The sequence below is a fragment of the Nocardioides sp. CF8 genome, from assembly GCF_000389985.1.
GTDB lineage: Bacteria > Actinomycetota > Actinomycetes > Propionibacteriales > Nocardioidaceae > Nocardioides > Nocardioides allogilvus.
In genome coordinates, this window is sequence record NZ_CM001852.1 from 2325855 (window position 1) to 2345924 (window position 20070).

The 20070-nt window shown below is 66.9% G+C and carries 17 protein-coding genes; 13 read left to right on the plus strand and 4 right to left on the minus strand.

Annotated elements, in window-relative coordinates; all coding sequences use genetic code 11:
• Positions 1-68 precede the first annotated feature (68 nt).
• From CF8_RS11345 to CF8_RS11365, 4 genes are read left to right on the plus strand one after another with little or no spacing between them, the layout of a single operon-like run.
• The gene (locus CF8_RS11345; RefSeq protein WP_010833263.1) at positions 69-1460 is read left to right on the plus strand and encodes an ATP-binding protein; all 1392 of its coding nucleotides are present in this window, start codon (positions 69-71) and stop codon (positions 1458-1460) included.
• The gene (locus CF8_RS22540) at positions 1457-2536 is read left to right on the plus strand and encodes an ArdC-like ssDNA-binding domain-containing protein (RefSeq protein WP_010833264.1); all 1080 of its coding nucleotides are present in this window, start codon (positions 1457-1459) and stop codon (positions 2534-2536) included. The genes CF8_RS11345 and CF8_RS22540 overlap by 4 nt, the downstream gene beginning before the upstream one ends.
• Positions 2533-2997 carry a hypothetical protein gene (locus tag CF8_RS20945; RefSeq protein ID WP_010833265.1) on the plus strand — a complete coding sequence of 155 codons (465 nt, stop codon included), beginning with the start codon at positions 2533-2535 and terminating at the stop codon, positions 2995-2997. The genes CF8_RS22540 and CF8_RS20945 overlap by 4 nt, the downstream gene beginning before the upstream one ends.
• Positions 2998-3029: 32 nt before the next feature.
• Positions 3030-4709 carry a type IV secretory system conjugative DNA transfer family protein gene (locus CF8_RS11365; protein WP_232211496.1) on the plus strand — a complete coding sequence of 560 codons (1680 nt, stop codon included), beginning with the start codon at positions 3030-3032 and terminating at the stop codon, positions 4707-4709.
• Positions 4710-4862: 153 nt separating this feature from the next.
• Here the strand turns inward: CF8_RS11365 and CF8_RS11370 are convergent, their stop codons facing one another.
• Complete coding sequence (locus tag CF8_RS11370; RefSeq protein ID WP_156887210.1) at positions 4863-5615, minus strand: DUF4238 domain-containing protein; 753 nt, start codon at positions 5613-5615, stop codon at positions 4863-4865.
• A gap of 257 nt (positions 5616-5872) precedes the next feature.
• On the opposite strand from CF8_RS11370, the gene CF8_RS11375 reads away from it, so the two are divergent.
• From CF8_RS11375 to CF8_RS11385, 3 genes are all read left to right on the plus strand, one after another.
• Positions 5873-6544, plus strand: a complete 672-nt coding sequence (locus CF8_RS11375; protein ID WP_036490799.1) for a hypothetical protein — start codon at positions 5873-5875, stop codon at positions 6542-6544.
• A complete protein-coding gene (locus tag CF8_RS11380) occupies positions 6541-8526 on the plus strand; it encodes an ATP-binding protein (protein ID WP_010833269.1) in 1986 nt (661 codons plus the stop codon). The genes CF8_RS11375 and CF8_RS11380 overlap by 4 nt, the downstream gene beginning before the upstream one ends.
• A 119-nt stretch (positions 8527-8645) precedes the next feature.
• Positions 8646-10655, plus strand: a complete 2010-nt coding sequence (locus CF8_RS11385; protein ID WP_010833270.1) for a hypothetical protein — start codon at positions 8646-8648, stop codon at positions 10653-10655.
• A gap of 123 nt (positions 10656-10778) precedes the next feature.
• On the opposite strand, the gene CF8_RS11390 is transcribed toward CF8_RS11385, so the two are convergent.
• Complete coding sequence (locus CF8_RS11390; protein WP_010833271.1) at positions 10779-11957, minus strand: IS110 family transposase; 1179 nt, start codon at positions 11955-11957, stop codon at positions 10779-10781.
• Positions 11958-12282: 325 nt separating this feature from the next.
• On the opposite strand from CF8_RS11390, the gene CF8_RS11395 reads away from it, so the two are divergent.
• The 6 genes from CF8_RS11395 (at position 12283) to CF8_RS11420 (ending at position 16638) form a co-directional block, all read left to right on the plus strand.
• Positions 12283-12702, plus strand: coding sequence for a single-stranded DNA-binding protein (locus tag CF8_RS11395; RefSeq protein WP_010833272.1), 420 nt, complete (start codon positions 12283-12285; stop codon positions 12700-12702).
• A 19-nt stretch (positions 12703-12721) separates the two neighbouring features.
• Positions 12722-13243 (plus strand): hypothetical protein, encoded by a 522-nt coding sequence (locus tag CF8_RS11400; RefSeq protein ID WP_232211497.1) that lies wholly within the window; start codon positions 12722-12724, stop codon positions 13241-13243.
• Positions 13244-13360: 117 nt separating this feature from the next.
• Positions 13361-13660 (plus strand): hypothetical protein, encoded by a 300-nt coding sequence (locus tag CF8_RS11405; RefSeq protein WP_036490803.1) that lies wholly within the window; start codon positions 13361-13363, stop codon positions 13658-13660.
• Entirely contained in the window at positions 13660-14976 is a 1317-nt protein-coding gene (locus CF8_RS11410; RefSeq protein WP_010833275.1) for a hypothetical protein, read from the plus strand. Before CF8_RS11405 ends, CF8_RS11410 begins: the two co-directional genes overlap by 1 nt.
• 60 nt (positions 14977-15036) lie before the next feature.
• Entirely contained in the window at positions 15037-15369 is a 333-nt protein-coding gene (locus CF8_RS20950) for a helix-turn-helix transcriptional regulator (protein ID WP_010833276.1), read from the plus strand.
• Positions 15370-15396: 27 nt separating this feature from the next.
• Positions 15397-16638 (plus strand): tyrosine-type recombinase/integrase, encoded by a 1242-nt coding sequence (locus CF8_RS11420; protein ID WP_010833277.1) that lies wholly within the window; start codon positions 15397-15399, stop codon positions 16636-16638.
• Between the two features lie 207 nt (positions 16639-16845).
• On the opposite strand, the gene CF8_RS11425 is transcribed toward CF8_RS11420, so the two are convergent.
• Positions 16846-17994: a class I SAM-dependent RNA methyltransferase gene (locus CF8_RS11425; protein WP_010833278.1), complete on the minus strand. Its 1149-nt coding sequence runs from the start codon at positions 17992-17994 to the stop codon at positions 16846-16848.
• The gene (locus CF8_RS11430; protein ID WP_010833279.1) at positions 17991-20051 is read right to left on the minus strand and encodes an APC family permease; all 2061 of its coding nucleotides are present in this window, start codon (positions 20049-20051) and stop codon (positions 17991-17993) included. The genes CF8_RS11425 and CF8_RS11430 overlap by 4 nt, the downstream gene beginning before the upstream one ends.
• Between the last annotated feature and the right edge of the window lie 19 nt (positions 20052-20070).

Consider the following 20070-nt stretch of genomic DNA (forward strand, 5'->3'; position numbering starts at 1 on the left):
TACTCGTCTCTCCGGGGCGCGAGCGTCGGGGGGACCGAAAGCTGCGCAAGGCGGCCGCCCGAGCCCGGATGTCGGAGGACCGCGAGGCGCGTCGTACCGAGGCCAAGCGAAAGGCCGACGCGCTCACCGCCGAGAAGCGCTCGACCGTCACCCTTCCCCGGGCTGGAGAGTCTGGCCCTGCAGCGCTCCGCACACCCGGCCGGTTCCGGCTCCCGCGGCATCAGGACACCTCGGCCACCCTCGCCGGCGCGTACCCGTTCCTCGCCGAAGGCGGCCTCGGCAGCGAAGGCGTCTTCGTCGGCCAGGACCTCTACTCCGGAAGCTCGTTCGTCTACGACCCGTGGATCCTCTACGCCCGCGGCCTCATCACCGCACCGAACCTAGTGCTCGCCGGCATCGTCGGCTCCGGCAAGTCATGCCTCGCCAAGAGCCTCTACACCCGCTCGATCCCGTTCGGCCGCCGCGTCTACGTCCCCGGTGACCCCAAGGGTGAGCACACCGCCGTCGCCGAAGCGGTCGGCGGACGCGCCATCGCCCTGGGCCACGGCATGCCCAACCGGCTCAACCCGCTGGACGAGGGACACCGCCCCTCCGGCTACGACGATGCGCAGTGGGCGAGCCAGATCGCATCCCGTCGCCGTGACCTCGTCGGAGCTCTGGCCGAGACCGTGCTCGAACGCCGCCTCACCCCACTCGAGCACACCGCCGTCGACATCGCCATTGACCGCACCGTCCAAGGTGCCGACGTACCCGTCCTCCCCATGGTCGTCGACCGACTCCTCGCCCCCGACCCCGCCGACGATCCCGACAGCCGGCTCACCGAGGACGGACGTCTCGTCGGCCACGCACTGCGTCGCCTCGTCGCGGGCGACCTCGCCGGGCTCTTCGACGGACCCTCCACGGTCACCTTCGACCCGAGCCTGCCGATGATCTCCCTCGACCTGTCCCGCGTCACCGAGAACGCCACCCTCATCTCGGTCCTGATGACGTGCGCGTCGGCGTGGATGGAATCCGCGCTCCTCGACCCCAACGGGGGCCAGCGCTGGGTCGTGTACGACGAGGCCTGGCGGCTCATGTCCCACCCCGCACTCCTGCGACGGATGGACGCCCACTGGCGGCTCGCGCGGCACTACGGCATCGCGAACATGCTGATCTTCCACAAGCTCACCGACCTCGACAACGTCGGCGACTCCGGCTCCGCCATGCGCGCCCTCGCCTCGTCGCTGCTCGCGAACGCCGAGACCCGGATCGTCTACCGCCAGGAAGCCGACCAACTCGGCGCGACCTCGGCCGCGCTCGGCCTCACCGGCACCGAGCAGTCACTGATCCCCACCCTCGGCACCGGCCAGGGACTGTGGCGGATCAAGAGCCGCTCCTTCGTCGTCCAGCACCAGATGCACCCCGCCGAGCTCGAGCTCTTCGACACCACCGGACGCATGACAGAAGGCACGGCGTCATGACCACTCAAGTTCGAGGTCGAGCGGCACGCGAGGCCAAGCTCGAAGCCCTCCAGGAACAGCTGTCCGAATCTGTCGCCGCGCTCGTGACCGGTGAGGACTGGAAGCGCGCGCTGACCTTCGCGGCCCAGTTCCGCGGACGCAGCTTCGGAAACTCGATGCTGATCGCGGCACAGCACTTCGCGGCGTACAACGAGGGCAGGGTGCCCGAACCCACCCCGACGTACGTCGCCGGCTTCCACCAGTGGCTCTCGCTCGGACGCAGCGTCGCGAAGGGCCAGCACGGGTACGGCATCCTCGCCCCGGTCACCGGCCGGTTCGCCTCGTTCACGCCGGACGACCCGAACTCCTGGAGGCGTCTGGCCCGAAGCGAGAAGCCGATGTCAGGCGAGTTCGCCCGCACCCGCATGATCGGCGTCAAGCCGACCTACGTCTGGGACATCTCCCAGACCACCGGCGACCCCGTGCCAGAACTCCCCCGCCCGACGCTGCTCCAGGGACAGGCACCGGATGGACTGTGGGACGGCCTCGCCGACCAGATCACCGCGGCCGGCTTCGAACTCCGTCTCGTCTCCTCCGCCGCGGCGATCGGCGGCGCCAACGGCCTGACCGACTTCCTCTCCCGCGAGGTCTCCGTCCGCATGGATATGGACGAGGCAGCCCAGGTGAAGACGCTCGCCCACGAACTCGGTCACGTCCTGCTGCACGCTCCCCCTGAGAACGCCCTGTCGACCGAGGTAGCTGCTGACGCGACCTTGCACCGCGGGATCGCCGAGGTGGAAGCCGAATCGGTCGCGCTCATGGTCGGCGCCGCGCACGGACTCGACACCTCCTCCTACACGGTCCCTTACGTGTCGACCTGGGCGGCGAGCGTGCCGGGCAAGAACCCGGTCGAGGTCATCCAGTCAACCGCCGAACGCGTCCGCGCCACTGCCCTCGGCATCCTCGACCAGGTCGACACCCAGCAGGTCGGCGACGGCAACCCGCCTGGGCTCGACCGAGAAGCCCTCAGCAACCGGACCGGGACGGCTCCTGTCGTCACCGACGTACGGCGCGACGGTTCGGTGCTCGGGCTATGAAGATCCCCGTCGTCCTGAGCGTCGTCCACGTCGCGATCGACGCCGACGGCGTGATGGCGGTCGACGTCGACGGTGTCCCCCGCGACTCTGGACAGAGCAGAACTCGCGGCGACCTTCGAGCCGTCATCGACGAGATCACCTCAGACCTCGGCGCCCCGGTGCGAGTCGAGGTACGCGAGGCCGACGGATCGACGTACTCCGACATCGCAACTCCCCCAGAATCCCCGGCACCAGCGGCGGCGGAGCCGTCACCCACCACCTCAACTCCGTCGCTCGCAGGCGCCGGGTTCCAACCGGGCGAGGAGGTCGCGCTGGCCTACGTCGTCGTACGCCAGAACGCCGACGCCGCAGGCAACGCTTCACTCAACCTCCCGCCCGCGCTGCTCGCCGCAACCCGCGGCGGGCTCGTGCTCCTCGGGATGAGCTCACGGACAGTCACCCCGTTCGAGGCCCCGGCATGAACCCAGCCGCACGCAGTGCGAACGACGAGCTCGTGAACCTGGCACTCATCGGGCTCCTGACGGCCTTCGCTCTGGCGCTTGTGCTGCGCGCCGCTGCAACGGTGGCCGCGGTCACGACCGGTGCGGCCACGCCCGGCAGCGGGATCGCGAGCGGCCTGCGTGTCCTCACCGACCCAGGGCGGCCGGCGCGAGCGTTCGAAGCCCCTGGGTTGTCAGCGATCGCGTATTGGACCGTGGTGGCGCTGTTCATCGGCGTCCTCGCGGCCCTCGCCTGGACCTTGTGGCGACTGGTCGCCCGCCTCCGGCACCGGACAGCTCGAGATCCTCACCGGATCCAGGGCACCGCAACCGCACGGGACATCGACGCGACGGCGTCGAAGAAGGCCCTCGTACGACGCGCCGCCACCCTCCGTCCCTCGATCCAGCAGCCAAGGGCGAGCGACGTCGGCTACCTGATCGGACGCTGCTGTGGCCGGGAGATCTGGGCATCGGTCGAGGACTCCATCCTCGTTATCGGTCCGCCGCGATCCGGCAAGGGACTGCACCTCGTCATCAACGCCATCCTCGACGCCCCCGGCGCAGTCGTCACCACCTCCACGCGGCCCGACAACATCGCCGCCACCATCGACACCCGGAACGAACGTGGGCCGGTCGCAGTGTTCGACCCACAGCACCTGACCACGGGATTGCGTGCGGCCAGCGGCAGCGGTGTCCGCTGGTCGCCGATCCGCGGCTGTGAGCAGCCGTTGACCGCGATGATCCGGGCATCAGGCCTCGCGTCTTCGACCGGACTCTCCTCCGGCGGCACGGAGTCCGGCGGATTCTGGGAGGGCAAGGCCCGCTCCGCGCTCCAAGCGCTCCTCCATGCCGCCGCGCTGGAGCGCCTCCCGACTCGAGCCCTCTTCGAGTGGTCGCTCTCCGCCTCAGCAGCAACCGACGCCGTCGCCATCCTCGCCAGCCACCCTTACGCCGCCGGCGGCTGGTCGGACTCGCTCGAAGGCATGATCAGGTCCGACCCACGGACTCGCGACTCCATCTGGATGGCCGTCGCCCAAGCCCTCTCCTGCCTCGCCGACCCCGCCGTACTGGACGCCGTAAGCCCCGAGCCCGGCGAGGAGTTCGACCCACGCGACTTCCTTACGCAGAACGGCACGCTCTACCTGCTCGCCACCGGTGCCGGCGCTGGAGCCTCGTGGCCACTCGTCGCCGCGTTCATGGAAGACCTCACAGAGGTCGCCCGCCACCTCGCCGCGGCATCGCCAAGAGCCCGTCTGGACCCTCCCGTGCTCATGGCGCTCGACGAGATCGGGAACCTAGCGCCGCTTCCATCCCTTCCGGTTCTGATGGCCGAGGGCGGCGGGACTGGCATCACCACGATGCCCGTCTTGCAGTCACTCGCCCAGGCCCGCAACAAGTGGGGCGACCATGCCGCCACCACCATCTGGGACGCCTCGATCGTCAAGGTCATCCTCGGCGGCGCCTCAGCCTCGAAGGACCTCCAGGAACTGTCCGTCCTGATCGGCGAACGTGACGAACGGAGCGACACAGTCAGCATCGGCGACTACGGCGCCCGTTCCCTCCAGCGCTCCACGCGACGCGTGGCCGTGATGCCTCCGGAACGCATCCGAACCCTGCCCTTCGGCACAGGGCTCGTCCTGCTGCGTAGCGCCCCGCCCATCGTCACGAGTCTTCGTACCTGGACCAATCGATAGTCGGGCCAACTTCACTCCAGAATGACCCTGTCAACTGAGACGGCGTTGTTTTGGCGACACCTCTTGGTCCGAGAACGGCCTAGGACTGGGCACTTCGTGGTTATGTGATCCACTCTCGGCTCTCGGCTCTCGGCTCTCGGCTCTCGGCTCGCGCTACGTGGCGCGCCTAGCGGCGATGACCGCTGCCTGCTCGAGGTTCAGGCTGCCCGTCTTCCCGACGATCCACCGTTGGCAATTCATCGCGAGCCGCGTCCTGAAGGGCACACCGTTCGGCAGCTCGTCTCCAATTAGGAGCAGCTGTGTCGGCGACAACGGGAAGGTGACGACCGAGACGCTGTTGGCACCGGTCTCAGAGCTGGACCCCCAGAGCATGACCGCACCGTCGCCAGTAGGGATGTCGTCGACCTCCCACACCGTCCAATCCAACTGATCCAAGCCCAGGTCGGTGAGTCTCGGACCGGGCTCCTGGTTCTGGGTGAGCAGCATCATGTCGCCAAGCCTGAGCTCCACATCGTTGGCCGAACCGTCGGTCATCACCGCCACCGCGGGAACCCTCACCTCCGCTCGATCGGAGTACCGCCCTCGGTATCGGTGCATCTCAAGGAACTCGACTAGGCGAGTCCTCTCGCCGACGGTCAACTCGAGTCCTTCTCGCATCTTGCGGATTGCAGGGATGCCTGCGCTCTCAATGCGCGCGTACCTGCCTTCGAGGTCGTAGCTGAGCAAGGCTGGCTCATAGACGTAGTTGACGACCGTCGCCTTCTTGTAGGACTTGTGATACCCGATCCCCTTCTCCAGGTCGAGCACAGCGATGACGTTCTTGTCATCAGCCCACGCGCTGATGTACCCACTGGACACCATGTGAGCGCCCCTCACTTGGTTTCTCGCAGGCCGGTTCGCAGTCATGACCACAGCGTAGAGCCGAGCACTACGACCAGGCCCGTGGTAACCGCAACCGCCATGCAGTCCAATTCCTGACCGCCTACGTCGTCGAGGTCTAACGCTGCGTTCGATGCGCCCACAATGATGCGACTCATGGCGAACGCGTAGAACCGGTCCGGTCCAAATAGCCCCGGATGGGCGGCTGGCTCTGATTACATGGGTACCTACTCGGAGGTCCCTGAGCGTGGGCTGGCGAGTGTCGTTGATCTCGGAGGAAGCGGATGGCTGGCCCCACCACGCGGATGCAGGACGCAGTGCGCCTGCTGATGCTGATCAACGAGGCGGCTGATTCGGTGTCGGCTGAGCACATCACTGATGACCCGAGGTTGCATACCGCGGTCGGGGTCGTTCGCACTCAGGTGCGGCTGCAGAAGCTTGACTTCTGGGTTCGGAATCCCGACTACCTGGCGAACGAGTTGTTGAACGACTACGTGAACGGGGACCAGGACCCGGCGTTGCTGCAGATGGCTGGCGAGATCCTCGACAGCGAAGAGCCAGAGCTGCGGCGCTACCCGATGCTTCGGTACTTGTTCGGGGCTTACGAGGACCTTGAGGACGCGTTGGCGGTACTCAGTCAGGCGGATCTGGTGGTGCGACGCAAGAAGGGCCGGCCGGGCCACGTGGTTCAGACGAACTATTTCTTGCTCCAAGCGGGCCGCGACGTGGTGTCCCGCATCCGGGCGGATTACGAGGACCTGTCTTGGTATTCGTTCCGGTCTGCACTGGTTGTGCAGCTGGCAAGTGGTCAGGGTGCGACGGAGTTGAAGGACAGGCAGTACATCCAGGAGGAGTACTTGCAGACGGCAAACGGGGTCCGCATCCCATCCATCGCGGAGCGGGCACGCAAACGGCTGGCGGACATTCGTGCGGGGCTGGAGGATGAATCGGCGTGAGTGTTCCAAGCCCGAGTGAACTGACCGAGAAGATTGCGTCGAAGGCTGGCGTCGATGTTGACGTGGTTGGGACGGTGTTGAAGGCGAATGCGGTGTCGTTGGTGCCGGTGCCACCGGCTCAGCGTCGGTTGGATGTGCGGCGCCTCTCGTTCTCGGGCGAGCGGTCGCGGACACAGTGGGACGGCCCGTTCAAGGCGGTGTTCGAGTTCTCGGACGGCGTCACTGCGCTGATCACGAACGAGAATCTTCGGGGCAAGTCATCTGTGCTGGAGCTGATCACGTGGGCTCTGCGTGGGAGTCCGCGCAACCTGCGTGCAGACGTGCGGTTGTGGTTCGAGCGCATCGTGTTGGAGTACTCGGTCAACGGGGTTCCTATGGCGGTTGTGCTGACGAAGGCGGAGACGGGGTTCGTTGCCGACATACTTCGCGCGTCGGACCCTGACGTGCTGTCCGCGTTCCTGGCAGGCGAAGCACCTATCGACTCGGTGAGTTACATCAAGACCGGGCTGTCGGAGGCGGAGTTCAAAGAGCAGCAGGACCAGTTGATGCTGACCTTGTTGAGCCTGGAACCCATCACGAACTTTCAGAAGCGTCCGAACAGCGACCAAGGTGCTGCACAGGACAACACATGGCCTGCGTATTTCGGTGGCATCTACTTGCCGCGAGCCGGTTCCGAAATTCTCTTTGGCGATGTTGTGTTCGCTGCGTTGCCGGCACGAATTCTTCAGCTGTTCTGCAACGTGCCCCTGATGAGCACTCAGATACGCCTCGCCACGTTGGGAAAGGTCGTTCGACAAGACGAGACGAATCAGAACCGCCGTCTTACCGAAGACGCGGCCGCGCGGGCTGGTGAGCGGGAGGCATTGGTTGCGGAGCTCGCTGACTTTGAGACGAAGTTCGCTGCGTTGCCTTCCGAAGGTGACCGGACCTACGAGGTCGTCGCTGCGGAACTCCGTGAGGCCGAGCTCCGGCTGGACGAACTTGCTGCGGTGAGCCGTTCAGCTAGCGCTACGTTCGATGAGGCGAAGGCCGCCCGTCAGGCTGAGGAGCTTCGGGCCAACGGCGACCGGGAGACCGAGCTTGCCGAACTGTTGTTCCAAGGGTTGAACCCGAAGCACTGTCCGCGGTGTGAGCAGAAATTCGAGAAGGCCCGGGCGGTTCGCGAGGAGAGCGACCACGAGTGTTCGGTATGCACCAAGCCGTTCCCGCCGACCGGTGCGGACACCGGTGATGAGGGCGAGCCCGAGGACGCCGGTGACGCGTTAGAGGCCGTGAAGGAGGCCGAGGAAGCCGCGTCGATTTCAGCGGAGGCCGCCGCGGACGATGTCACCGAGATGCGTCGAACGGTGGAGCGCCTGGCTCGAGAACTTGCGAGCGCGAGCCGTGCAGACGAGTTCACGAATAGGCTGGCGCTGCGGCTCGAGGAGGCCCGACTCAAGGGTCGACTGGAGAGTATGCCGGAGCGGGGTGAGGAGCTGCCGCCGTCGGAGTCACTTCTCGTCATCGAGGCGGCAAACCAGGTCTTGACCGCGGTCACGGGCGACGCGGCGAAGGAGATGTTCGTCGACCTGAACGCCGAGATTCTGGCGCTGGGGCGGAAGTTCAACATCACGAACTTGGAGAAGGTTGACCTGCAGCGCAACGGCGGGATGCAGGTAACGACCGCTGGTGCAGAGGTTCCGTTCAGGAAGGTGTCGGGCGGCGAGCGGCTACGTCTCCGGGTCGCGGTCATCATCGCCCTGCTACGTGTTGGTGCTCGCTCGGGCGTCGGTTCTCACCCCGGGCTGATCTTGCTGGACTCGCCCGGCTCGGATGAGTTGACCGTGCACGACGAGGCGACGTTGCTCGAAGAGCTGGACTCTTTGAAGGACGAGCTGCCGGGCCTGCAGGTCGTCATCGCGTCCGCGGAACCCGCGGCCGTTGTGGACCACCTACCTACAGACAGCATCTACTCCAACTTGGAGGGCGGTCCGCTGTGGTGAGCGACCATGTCGGTGGCTTGCCGCACGATCGCCTCCGGGGCCCGAGGTGGCTGGCGAGAGGTGTCGTGCGAACGCGGTAGGTATGAGTTTGGGTAGCGAGTGGGCGAGGAGGTTAGGTCATGTCGTTGATGGAAGCCCTTGGCGTGCTTGCGGTACCTAACACCTCGGACGCAGCCGAGTTGACCGCGTTCGGTGATGCTCTCTTCGCCCGCGTCGACAAGGCCGATCTGGACGATGCGTCAGAGGTCTCGGCGGCCCTCACGGTTCTGGCACCGGAGTTCGCTTCGTTGGCCGAAGCTGCCGCCCGCGCTGGTGATACCCACGCTGGAGAGCTGTTCGCCGCGCTCGCCGAGGCTCTTCCCGGGCTGCAGAACGTCATGTTCATGGACACAGCGGACGTCGCGCTGTCCTCGCCGAACTTCCTTGCAGCGCATGGGAAGCCGTTGGCTGGTGCGTTGGCTGAACGTGCGGAAGCGACCCGCACTACCCAGGGCCTGCAGGCATACGCGTATCTAGAGGTGTTGACACGCCTCGGCCTGACCGAGGCGACTGGGAAGTTCCGCGCAATGGCGTTCATGGCATCGGTGACCCTGGGCGACTCCGCGGACCTATTGGAGCGCCTTCCACGCCTTGTCGGACTGGCGATGGACCAGTGGCGCGAGGACACGCTTGGGGGGGTGCTCATGACGCTGCTGGAGCATCCCGACGCTCAGGCGGATGCGTTGTTCGAACTTGGACAGCAGACGCTCCGGTCAGCGTTGGAAGCCAACTCGGTCGAGTCTGTGATGCAGGGCCTGGGGGACGCTCGTGCTCGATTCGCTGAGGTGGAGGCTGCGGAGGAAGCGCGTGACGACGCAACCATCTATCGCGCCGCGCTGGACGTGGTAGTCGCATTCAGTGCAGCTCCGACTGGTGTCCAGGCTGATCCGGTGGAGGCTGTGACGGCCCTATCGGAGGCGTTGGGTCGCCGAGCGGCGTTCTCGACCAGAACTGCGATGGGCGGCTGGGCTTCTCCGCGGCGGCTGGCGGAGGCGGAGTGGTTCGCGTTGGCGAACACATTGCGCTCGGCGGTTCCCGAGTTGGGGAAGCCGGCGTGGCGCGAGCCTGCGGAGACCCTGTCGCAGGTTCTCGCTGCGTACCAGGCGGCCCGGTCGGTCTCTGTCATCTCGTCGGACGGCCTTCGGGTGGTTCTGGAGCCGCCCGTGCGTGCGGCGTTCATCGCGCAGAAGGGTCTGCTCGAGCATCTGCGAGCGGCTCTCGCTGCGGGGGATCTGCCTGAGGGCCAGGTCGAGGATGCGCAGGGACTCCTCGAGGCGGTTGACGCTGGTGGTGCTGCGGGTGGTGATGCGGTGGGAAAAGTGTGGAGCTCCGCGCCCGCGTTGGCCGCCGCGCTCGGCGTCGACGCGGACTATGAGGGCGCCGACGTCCTTGCGCGCGCGGTCGACGACCTGCCCGAGGTCGTCGCGTTCTTCAACCACGAAGCTGAAGAGCGGGCGCGTGCGCTTGCTCGTTCTGCGGACCCTGTCGTAGACAGCCTGCTTGGTACGGTCGCGGATAGTCTCGCGAACTGCGAGGACTTCATTGGGACAGTTCGGGAGGAGCTCATCGAGGTCGTGACTGCGGTCCTTCGGTTCGCCGCCGACCGTGTCAATGCGGGCCGCGAGAGCTGGAGGAAGGACATCGCCTACCTGTTCCCACCGGAGAAGGGCGACCCGCCGTTCGGCGAGGGCTTCCTGCAGAAGGACGTGTACAAGTGGCTCGGGAACTCGCCTATGCGGCCCTACACACGCCTGGAGGAGCGCGATGTCGCTGCTGGCCGTGCCGATGTCTCGGTCACGCGATCGCACAGGTTCGTGATAGAGGTGAAGCGGGAGTTGTCAGATGCCTCTCGAGCAGCGCTACACGCGGCATACGGTGGCCAAGCCGCGGCCTACTCCGCTGGTGGTCCGCGCGTCTCTCTTGTGCTGGTGCTCGACTTGACCGACCACTCTGACGGTGTGCCGTCGCTGACGAACTCGGTATGGGTCGACGAGGTGCTGGCTGGCGGGGAGACCCGGCACGTCATCACGGTAGTCGTGCGCGGCAATCGCCCAACGCCGAGGCAGACCATGACGGGCGCAGTCCTATAGTCCCTCGGTGCCGCGGGGTGGGAACTCTGCTGCATGACACGAAGGAATCCAGGTTCGTTCTTCGGGATGGTGTCCGCAACGTGTGGGCCACGGCTGGTGCGTCAAACCGGCTCCCTTCTGTTGTCAACCGGTCGGGCGTAACGTCTCTTCTGCGGGTCCGGGAAGTGACTGATCCGAAGTGTCGATGTGCGGGGGCAGGTCGACCGCGCTGGATTCTTGAGACGCCCCGCAGTGTCCTCCCGGGCCCGTGCCAGCGCTCCCTGCCGCCGCCGCTGCGGCGTCCTCGCGGAGTTGGCGGTAGATCGCATCAGAGATTCGGCGCTTGAGGCACCGGATGGCCTCGAGCGACTTCTTGCCCTCGGCTCGCTTGCGCCGGTAGTAGACCCGGCCGTCGGTGTCGAGTCGGATCTGGCTGATCGCGGCGATGTGGATCATGTGGTTGACCCGTCGGTTCCCGGCCCGGGAAAGGCGGTGTCGGTTCTGCTCACCCGACGAGGCGTCGAGTGGTGCCGTTCCTGTCCAGGACGCGAACCGGTTGCGGTCGGCGAACCGGGAGATGTCTCCGACGTCGGCCAAGATCCGGGCTGCGACCACGGGCCCGACGCCGTGAATGTCCATGAGTCGTGAGCCGCGAGCGAGCACGACCTGCTTCAACTCAGCCGTGGCCTTCTTGATCTTCACCTCGACCGCGACCAGCTCGGCGAGCTCCTCGGCGGCGATCCGCCGGCGGGTCTTGCCGGCGATGTCACGCGGGCGGACAGACGCGAGCATCGCCTTGGCCTGGCCGGTGGTGATGTCGCGTTTGGCCTGTCCAGGCAGGAGTTCAGCCAGCAGCGCCTGTAGCCGGTCGACGGTCTGGACCCGGCGCCTGGTGAGCGCTTCGCGGCGATCGCACAGCATCCGTAGCGCTTCGAGCTCGCCATCCAACTGCAACACCCGCAGGGTCTTCGTGCGGACCGCCACGACCGCGACCGAGTGGGCGTCCCGGGCGTCGGTCTTGCGATTGTGGCCGGTGTCGAAGAGCCGAACACGGGCTGCGAGCTTGGCTGGCACATCGAGGACCTGTTCACCGTCTTCAAGGAGTCGCTGCGCGAGTGGTCGGCCGGTCCCGTTGCTGCCCTCGACCGCCCATGTCCGCTCGGGCCAGGTCTTCGCGTACTTGAGCATCGCGGCGTACCCGGCCTTGTCGGTGGTGAACCGACCTGTGCCCAGCAGCTTCTCCTGATGATCGACGACCTCGATCGTGGCCGACAGCTTGTGGGGATCTACCCCGATGACCACGTGTTCGGCTTCCTGACCCATGTGCTGCTCCCGCCTGTGCTCGTTCCGGTGATGGACGGCGAGGTGGGCAGTGCTACTACGAGCAGGGCAGTCCCTTCTTGAGCCACGCCTCGTCACGATGACCGGCGGGCTGCAGACCGATAGCGAGCCACACCAGAACCGCCGGTGGGCAGCCGCAAAGAGAGCTGCCCGCCGATCACCTAGACCGAGTCTGGCCAGACGCCGGCCCTACGTGAATCGTCTAGTAGCCGCTTGTGACGGGCTGCGGGAGATCTCGGTTCCGCCGTCGCACCTACATCCTGACCACGGCGCTCAGCCAGAGCACCGACCAACATCAGGAGTAAGGATGTCCATCCCCACCCAGATGAGCCTCGTCGGCTTCGTCGCGTCAGCGCCGGAGCTCCACTTCACCAAGCAGGGCGCCGAGTGCTGCCGGCTGCGTGTCGGCGTCGAGCAGTGGCGCAAGGAGGTCGACGGGAGCTTCACCAAGCTCGATCCGACGTTCCACGACATGGTCTCCTTCGAGAGCACGGCCCGCGAGACCTACGCACGGTTCCGCAAGGGCGACTCCTTCGTGGCCAGCGGCTACATCCACGAATACGAGGTTGAGAGCCGAGACGGTGCGAGCGTGGTCAAGGAGGAGTTCGTCGCCAGGAAGATCGGCCACAACGTCAACAAGACCGACTACCTCGTGCCGCGCGGCCGCCACGCCGCCCCGGAGCGCTCGCTGACGCCAGTGCCCGAGCCGCCGCCCATCGCCATCTGAGCGGCCGTCGGTCATGGGCATGTACGACGAGGCCGACGCCGACTACCTCGGCGTCACCGACCTTCTCGAGCGTCCGCCGGAGTCGATCAACTGGAATCTCCTCGGCTCCGAGGACGCCGACCGCGAGTGGCATGACCTGGACGCCTGGGTGACCTGGCTGAAGGTCACCTTCGGGCTGCCACCGTCCATCGTTCCGCCCTACTGGCATCGCCACGACGAGCTCGTCTGGGAGCTCTCCGCCCTGCACACCCACTGGCTCAGCTGCTACCACGAGACCGCGAGTCCGTCGGCGCCGATCGCATGGATGCGTGACTTCGCGGACGCACGCAATCGGCTGCGGGACTGGGTCGCGATCTGCGGTACGCGCCTTGACCGCGATCGCCCGACCCGCCAGACCCTCTGGCCTGGCGAGAAGGGCGTGGAACTCGGCGGCGAGATCTCCATCGCCGACCGCCGGCGCGACTTCGAGGAGGTCGTCCGCGCCGATGTGCTGAGGCGGAAAGCCGCCGAAGCCGTGGCCAGGCGGTCCGTGCTCGCCTGAGCCGGATCCGCCTCAGGGGCACTGCCGGGCACCTTCATTCCACAGGTTTGGCGACCTCCAGCGACCCGACTCGACGAACTGGCGACGGTGGCATTCCACCCAGGAAAGGAGTTGATCGTGCTTCTCCCCCACGCACAGACGTTGGCGCAAGCGCGTTCCTACCTCGCTGCACTCTCCGATCGGGCCTCGACGATCGACGCCTCGTCGGCATATGAGCACGTTCTCATCGAACTCGATCGCGTCCACGGGGACGAATGCCCATCGGCCGACACCGAAGAGCTGGCCGAGGACCGAGCCATTCTGCTCGCCGTCGCGACGTCAGCGCTCGAGGAACTGGAGCAGTACGGCGTCGACCCGCTCACAGTCGAACTCATCATCGCGATGCTCGATGACGCATACGCCTTGGACGGCACCTAATGTACGGGGAGACCGGCGCGGCGATGCGCACAGAATTCGCGGCACTTCTCCGGCAGCACCGCATCCAGCAACGGCTGGTAGGCACGACAGCCGAGGAGCGCGAGGAACTCGGTGGTCTGATCCGGACCTACCGCCAAAGTGTCATCGTCTGGCTCGGCCAGGCCATGCGCGCCGCAAGCCCATTGGCCTTCTCCAACATGCCGCCGGCACAGCCGAATCCGTTCCGGGCAGTCGGCTCACGCGGCTCCCACCTGACCGCAGCCAGCGACCTGGCGCGGGCGATCGACATCGCAAGACAGCAGTCGAGCGCGCGCCCCGCGTCGACGGATGCACTGGCCACGTCCAACGCCAACCCGATGGTGGACCGATGGCGCCTCGCCGCCCGCGCAGCGGCCCTCGCCGAACACGACACCAGCGAGCAGGTGTCCGCGCAGATGACCGCACCCCAAGCCCAGGCTCTGGTCGGCGACGTCGCCGCGCTGACTCAAGCATTGGTCGTCCTGGACCAGCGATACAAGAACACACCCGGGTGGGAGCCGCTCGCCCAGAGTGCCCGCCTCGGCTGGGCTTCGCTGGCCGCAGCGCTGGACGTGACCCTCGGCCAACCTGACTACGCCGTCGATCATCTCGGCTGGCGCCCGAAGACGAAGGTCATCACCGGCCCGGTGCGTCCAGGGATCCTCGGCGTACTGCAGGCGCAGCACAACCTCGTGATCCGGATGAAGTCCGTGCCCAACGCGACCAACCTTCGCCTGATCGTGGACTCCCAACGCCTCGTCTCCGCGCACCTCGCGCCGTACGCCGCCCGCATCGACGAACGCCTCGCCGAGCGATGGACTGAACGCGCCGAGACCTACTCCGTCGTGCAGAAGGAGTTGCGTGAGATCGGCGGACTTCTCGGAAAGGGCGGACTGGCCGTGGCCGAAGGCGCGAATGCCGTTGCCCGGCTGAAAGCGCTCCCCCACGACACGATCGTCGAGCCACGCGTGCTCTCCGGATTCCAGTTGCTCTTCAGCCGACTCGACAACCGCATCGCCGACGTCATCGAAGACGGTGTCCAGCAGGGTGCCTTCTTCAAGCGCGTGACGCTCCCGCGCCTTGTGGGCGGGGGCGGGCAACTGGTCCGCCCGGTCCGCGAACGCTTCGTACCGGTCACGTCGGCGACCGATCTCGAAGTCGTGAAGACCGTCCGAGAGCGGCTGCGCCCCAAGGACGAACCGCCCACGGCCACCCCCGGACCGACGCGAGTCGACCTGCACTCCGCACTGATCCACCGACCGACCAGAGGAGGGGCCCTCGATGTCCCGAACATCTAACCCCCGCACCATCGGCGGCGCCCGACCACCTAAGCAGTTATGCCGACCGGAGGAGAGCAAATGTCCACCGACATGAGCATGTCAGACAGCGTCGTCTCGATGGTGCGAGACCCGTTCCTGAACACTGAGGAGGCGTGCGGCTACCTCGGCGTTCCCAAGGCGACGCTGTTGACCTGGCGGGTTCGCCGTCCTGGCTACGGCCCGCGCGCTGTCAAGGCCGGTGGCCGCCTCAAGTACCGCCTCTCGGAGCTTGACCGATGGCTGAGTGCCCATGAGGAGTCCTTCGCGGAGGACCCGGACAGCGACGAAGACCCTTCTCGCGAGGTTGTCCGTACCCGCCGCCGGGCCAGTCGCGTGCGAGGTGCAGCTCTCGGTCCGACCGACCCCGGATAGCTCGCCTGCGGACGAAGGAGAGAGGAAATGGCCAGACAACGGCTGATGGTCGGCACCTACGGCGAAATCAGCTGCTTCCGGTTGAAGAGCGGGTCGTGGCAGGCGCGCGCCCGCTACTGCGACGTCGACGGTGTCGTGCGGCAATACCGCAAGAACGGTGAGACCAAGACCAAGGCGAGGGCCAACCTCAAGGCGTTCTTCGTCGAGCACACCGGCACCTTCGGTGACGGCGCGCTCGCGCCCGACGACACCGTTCAAGACCTCCTCGACCTCTGGTTCAAGAAGGTGGAGCAGGCGGACGGAGGACCACGCGCGGAGACTCTGGGCTACTACCGTTCGCACGTCCGCTGGATCCTCGACCCCGACAAGACGGAGCATCCGCTCGGCGCTTACCAGCTCCGGCACGTGCGACCGGTGATCATCCAGGCCGCGCTAGACAGCGCCGGCGTCTCTCCCGACCTGCGCAAACGCATTCGCAGCGTCCTCGTGCGCGCGTTCAACATGGCGATCTTCCACGAGGCCATCAACGGCAACCCGGCCACGGCGGTCCCTTCGGTCCCTGTGCCACGAAACAAGAAGAAGCCTGTTCCCGTGAAGGACCTGGACGCCGTGCGCGCCGCCATCCGCGAGTGGGCCAACGCCGAGAAGCGGAACGGTCCGAAGAGCGTCGATCTGCCCGACATCGTGGAGATGCTCATCGCCACCGGCATGCGAATCGGCGAACTGCTCGCCCTTCGATGGTCCGACATCGAGCTGACGCCGCCCGAACGGCGGGACGACGACGGGTGGTTCCCGTGGTTGATGGTGAACGGCCAGATCACCTCGAAAGGCAAGCGGGTCGACTACGGCAAGACCCACGCCGCGATCCGCCCCATCGCGCTCCCGGACTGGGCTGCGGCGCTGCTACGCCGACGCAAGGTTGCCCAGACACCCAACGACCTCGACGCAGTGTTCATCACCCGGAACGGCACCTGGCACTTCCCAACCAACGTCCAGGGCCGGCTGTGGCATATCCGCCATCTCGCCGACTACGCAGACCTCGCCGCGCTCCAGGATGTCTCACCCCACTCGTTCCGCCGAACGGTGGCAACCGAGATCGACGAGGTCTACGACGCCGAGGCCGCCATGAACCAGCTGGGCCACACTTCCAAGGTGGTCACGGAGCGGCACTACATCAACCGACGGCTCGTAGTGCCCGACTACCGGGCCGCCACCGACCGCCTTGCTCCTGGCCCCGAAACGAACGATGGGCCGACTCCCGGGCTCTGAGAGGCCTTCGGCGGCCCGAGGCGGCATCCCGGCCCGGGGACGCGCTCTGAGCCGTCTATGGGCCGTTCTGCGCGCCCTCAGGCCGTCACGACGGCATTTCCGACAGGGGCGAGCGAGGCGTCAAAACCGAGCCCGAGAACTCAAAGTGAGCCCAAAGTGAGCCTTAAGGCCTCTTCTCGGGACTCAAGCCCGAGAGCCCAGATCGCATCAGCGCAGGTCAGAGCCGATTTTCGTCAGCAATGCCACGCATTCGACGTGGTGCGTCATCGGGAAGAGGTCGAAGGCCCGGAGCCGCTCGAGGCGATAGCCGTGCTCGGCGAAGATCGCGACGTCGCGAGCCAGGGCAGCCGGGTCACAGGCGACGTAGGCGACGGCGCGGGGTGCGCGGTCGACGACCTGCTCGACGACGACCCGTTTGGCTCCCTCGCGGGGCGGGTCGAGGACGACGAGGTCGATGGGTTCGTCGTACGCCGCCGCGAGCACCTTCTCCACGGGGCCGCACTCGACGACGGCGCCCTGGTGGGAGGCGAGGTTCTCCTTCGAGTGCCGAGAAGCAGCCCGGTCAGCCTCGACGGCGATCACCCGGGTGCCGTCGCCGACGGCATCGGCCAGGAATCGGGCGAAGAGGCCCACCCCGGCGTAGAGGTCGAGGACCCGCTCCCCCGGCTGGGGATCGAGCATGGTGAGCACCGAGGACACCAGCGTGGAGGGGGCACCAGGGTGGACCTGCCAGAAGCCATCAGCCTCCACCAGGAAGTGGCGATCCAGCACGGACTCGGTCAGCGTTAGCCCGGGTGTCGGTTCACGGGCATCGACGGTCGCGATCAGGCAGTCGTCGACCGGCACGACCCGACGCGACCGGTGGGCCCGCAGCCCGCGCTGGCCGTCGGGGGTGTGCGCCCACTGCATGCGGGTCCGCCAGCGCAGGCCCTGCTCGTCCCCGGGGACCGGCTCGACCGTGACGTCGAGGTCGAGGCCGGCGAGGCGTCGCAGCTGCTCGGACACCACGGCTCCCTTGAGCGCGCGCTGGGCGGGCAGGGAGACGTGCTGGAAGTCGCAGCCCCCGCACAACCCCGGCCCGGCGACGGGGCAGGGCGCCTGCACCCGGTCGGGTGAGGGGTCGAGGACGCTGATCGCGTCACCGCGCCAGAAGCGGTCGCCGTCCGTGCCCTCAGTGATCTCCAGGACGACCTGCTCACCCGGCAGGCAGTGCCGCGTGAACACCACCCGTGACTCGGGCTCCGGGAGCCGGACGATGCAGTGGCCACCGTGGGCGACCGGGCCCACGACCGCCTCGAAGCGCTCGCCGACCCGCGAGCGACCGCGCTCCTTTCGGGGACGGGCGTGCCGGCTCACGGATCGATCCGGCGGTCGTGGTCGACGTCGCCCGTGTCGCGCATGACGCGACCCCGGCGCAGGTCGCCGGCCTGGACGCGCTTGTCCTCGCGGGACCCACGCTCCTGCGCGATCAGCGAGGACCGCAGCTGGTAGGGCACCGAGATGACCATGACACCGGGGGTGAACAGTAACCGGCCCTTGAGCCGCAGGGCGGTCTGGTTGTGCAGGATCTGCTCCCACCAGCGGCCCACGACGTACTCGGGGATGTAGACGGCGACGACCCCGCGCGGGTTGGACCGGCGGATCTCCTGGGCGTACTCGACGATCGGGCGCACGATCTCGCGGTACGGCGAGTGCAGCACCTTGAGCGGGGTGCCCAGGTTGCGCTCGTCCCAGTCCTCCAGCAGCTTGTTCGTCGCTGCGGCGTCGATCGAGACGTAGACACCCTCGAGCAGGTTGGGTCGGGTCGCCTTGGCGAACGCCAGAGCCCGCAGGGTCGGCTTGTGCAGCTTGGAGACGAGGACGATGGCGTGCACGCGCGTCGGCAGCAGCTTGTCCTGCTCGTCGGCGGCGAGCTCGGTCTCGACCATCGCGTAGTGGTTGCTGATGCCCTTCATGACGAGGAAGAACACGACCATCGCGATGATCGTGATCCAGGCACCCGACAGGAACTTGGTGACCAGGACGATCACCAGCACCACCGCGGTCATGCAGAGGCCGAACGTGTTGATCGCCCGCGACCGCATCATCCGCCGCCGCTCCACGGGGTCGTGGGTGAGCTTCAGGTGACGGGTCCAGTGCCGGATCATCCCGAGCTGGCTCAGGTTGAAGGAGACGAAGACACCCACGATGTAGAGCTGGATCAGCTTGGTCGTCTCGGCCTCGAAGACCACGATCAGCACGATCGACATGGCAGCGAGGAACACGATGCCGTTGCTGTAGGCGAGCCGGTCGCCTCGCGAGCCGAGCGAGCGCGGCGCCAGTCCGTCCTGGGCGAGGATCGAGCCGAGCACCGGGAAGCCGTTGAAGGCCGTGTTGGCCGCGAGGACCAAGATGATGCCGGTGACGGTGACGACGAAGTAGAACCCCGGCGGGAAGCCCTGGAAGACGCCGTTGGCGATCTGGGAGATGACCGGGTGCTGCTCGTAGTCGCCGGGCAGGGCACCGCCGGCGGCGGTCCGCAGCCGTTCGATCTCGTGCGGGTCGACGTACCGGATGCTCATCTGCTTGGCCAGGACGATGACGCTCATCATCATCGAGACGGCGATCAGCCCCAGGAGCAGCAGCGTGGTCGCGGCGTTCTTGCTCTTGGGCCGCTTGAAGGCGGGCACCCCGTTGGAGATCGCCTCGACCCCGGTCAGGGCGGCACACCCCGACGAGAAGGCGCGGGCCAGCAGGAACACCATCGCAACCTGCGTCAGCGGGCCGTCCCAGCCCTCCGCGGGTTCGATCTTGAGGTCGGCACTCTCTGCCATCGGCAGGTCGCCCAGCAGCAGCTGCACGAGGCCGTAGGCGCACATGCCGAGGATGGAGACCATGAAGAGATAGGTCGGTACGGCGAAGAAGGAACCGGACTCGCGCACGCCACGCAGGTTGAGCGCCGTCAGCACCACCACTGCCCCACTGGCCACCAGCGCCTCGTGCCCGATCAGCAGGGGAATCGCACCAGCGGCGTACTGCGACGCCGACGAGATGGACACCGCGACGGTGAGGACGTAGTCGACGAGCAGGGCGCTCGCGACCGTGATCCCCGCGTTGCGCCCCAGGTTGACGGTGGCGACCTCGTAGTCACCGCCACCGGAGGGATAGGCATGCACGGTCTGGCGATAGGACGTCACCACGGTCAGCATCACCAGGGCCACGACCAGGCCGATCTTCCAGCTCCAGGTGTAGGCCGACACGCCCACGACGCTGAGCATGATGAAGATTTCGTCGGGCGCGTAGGCGACCGAGGAGAGAGCGTCGCTGGCGAAGACCGGTAGCGCGATGCGCTTCGGCAACAGCGTCTCGCCGAGCTGGCTGCTGCGGAGCTTGCGCCCCAGCAGGATGCGCTTTGATACGTCGCCGACACTCACGAGGGGACAGCGTAGTCAT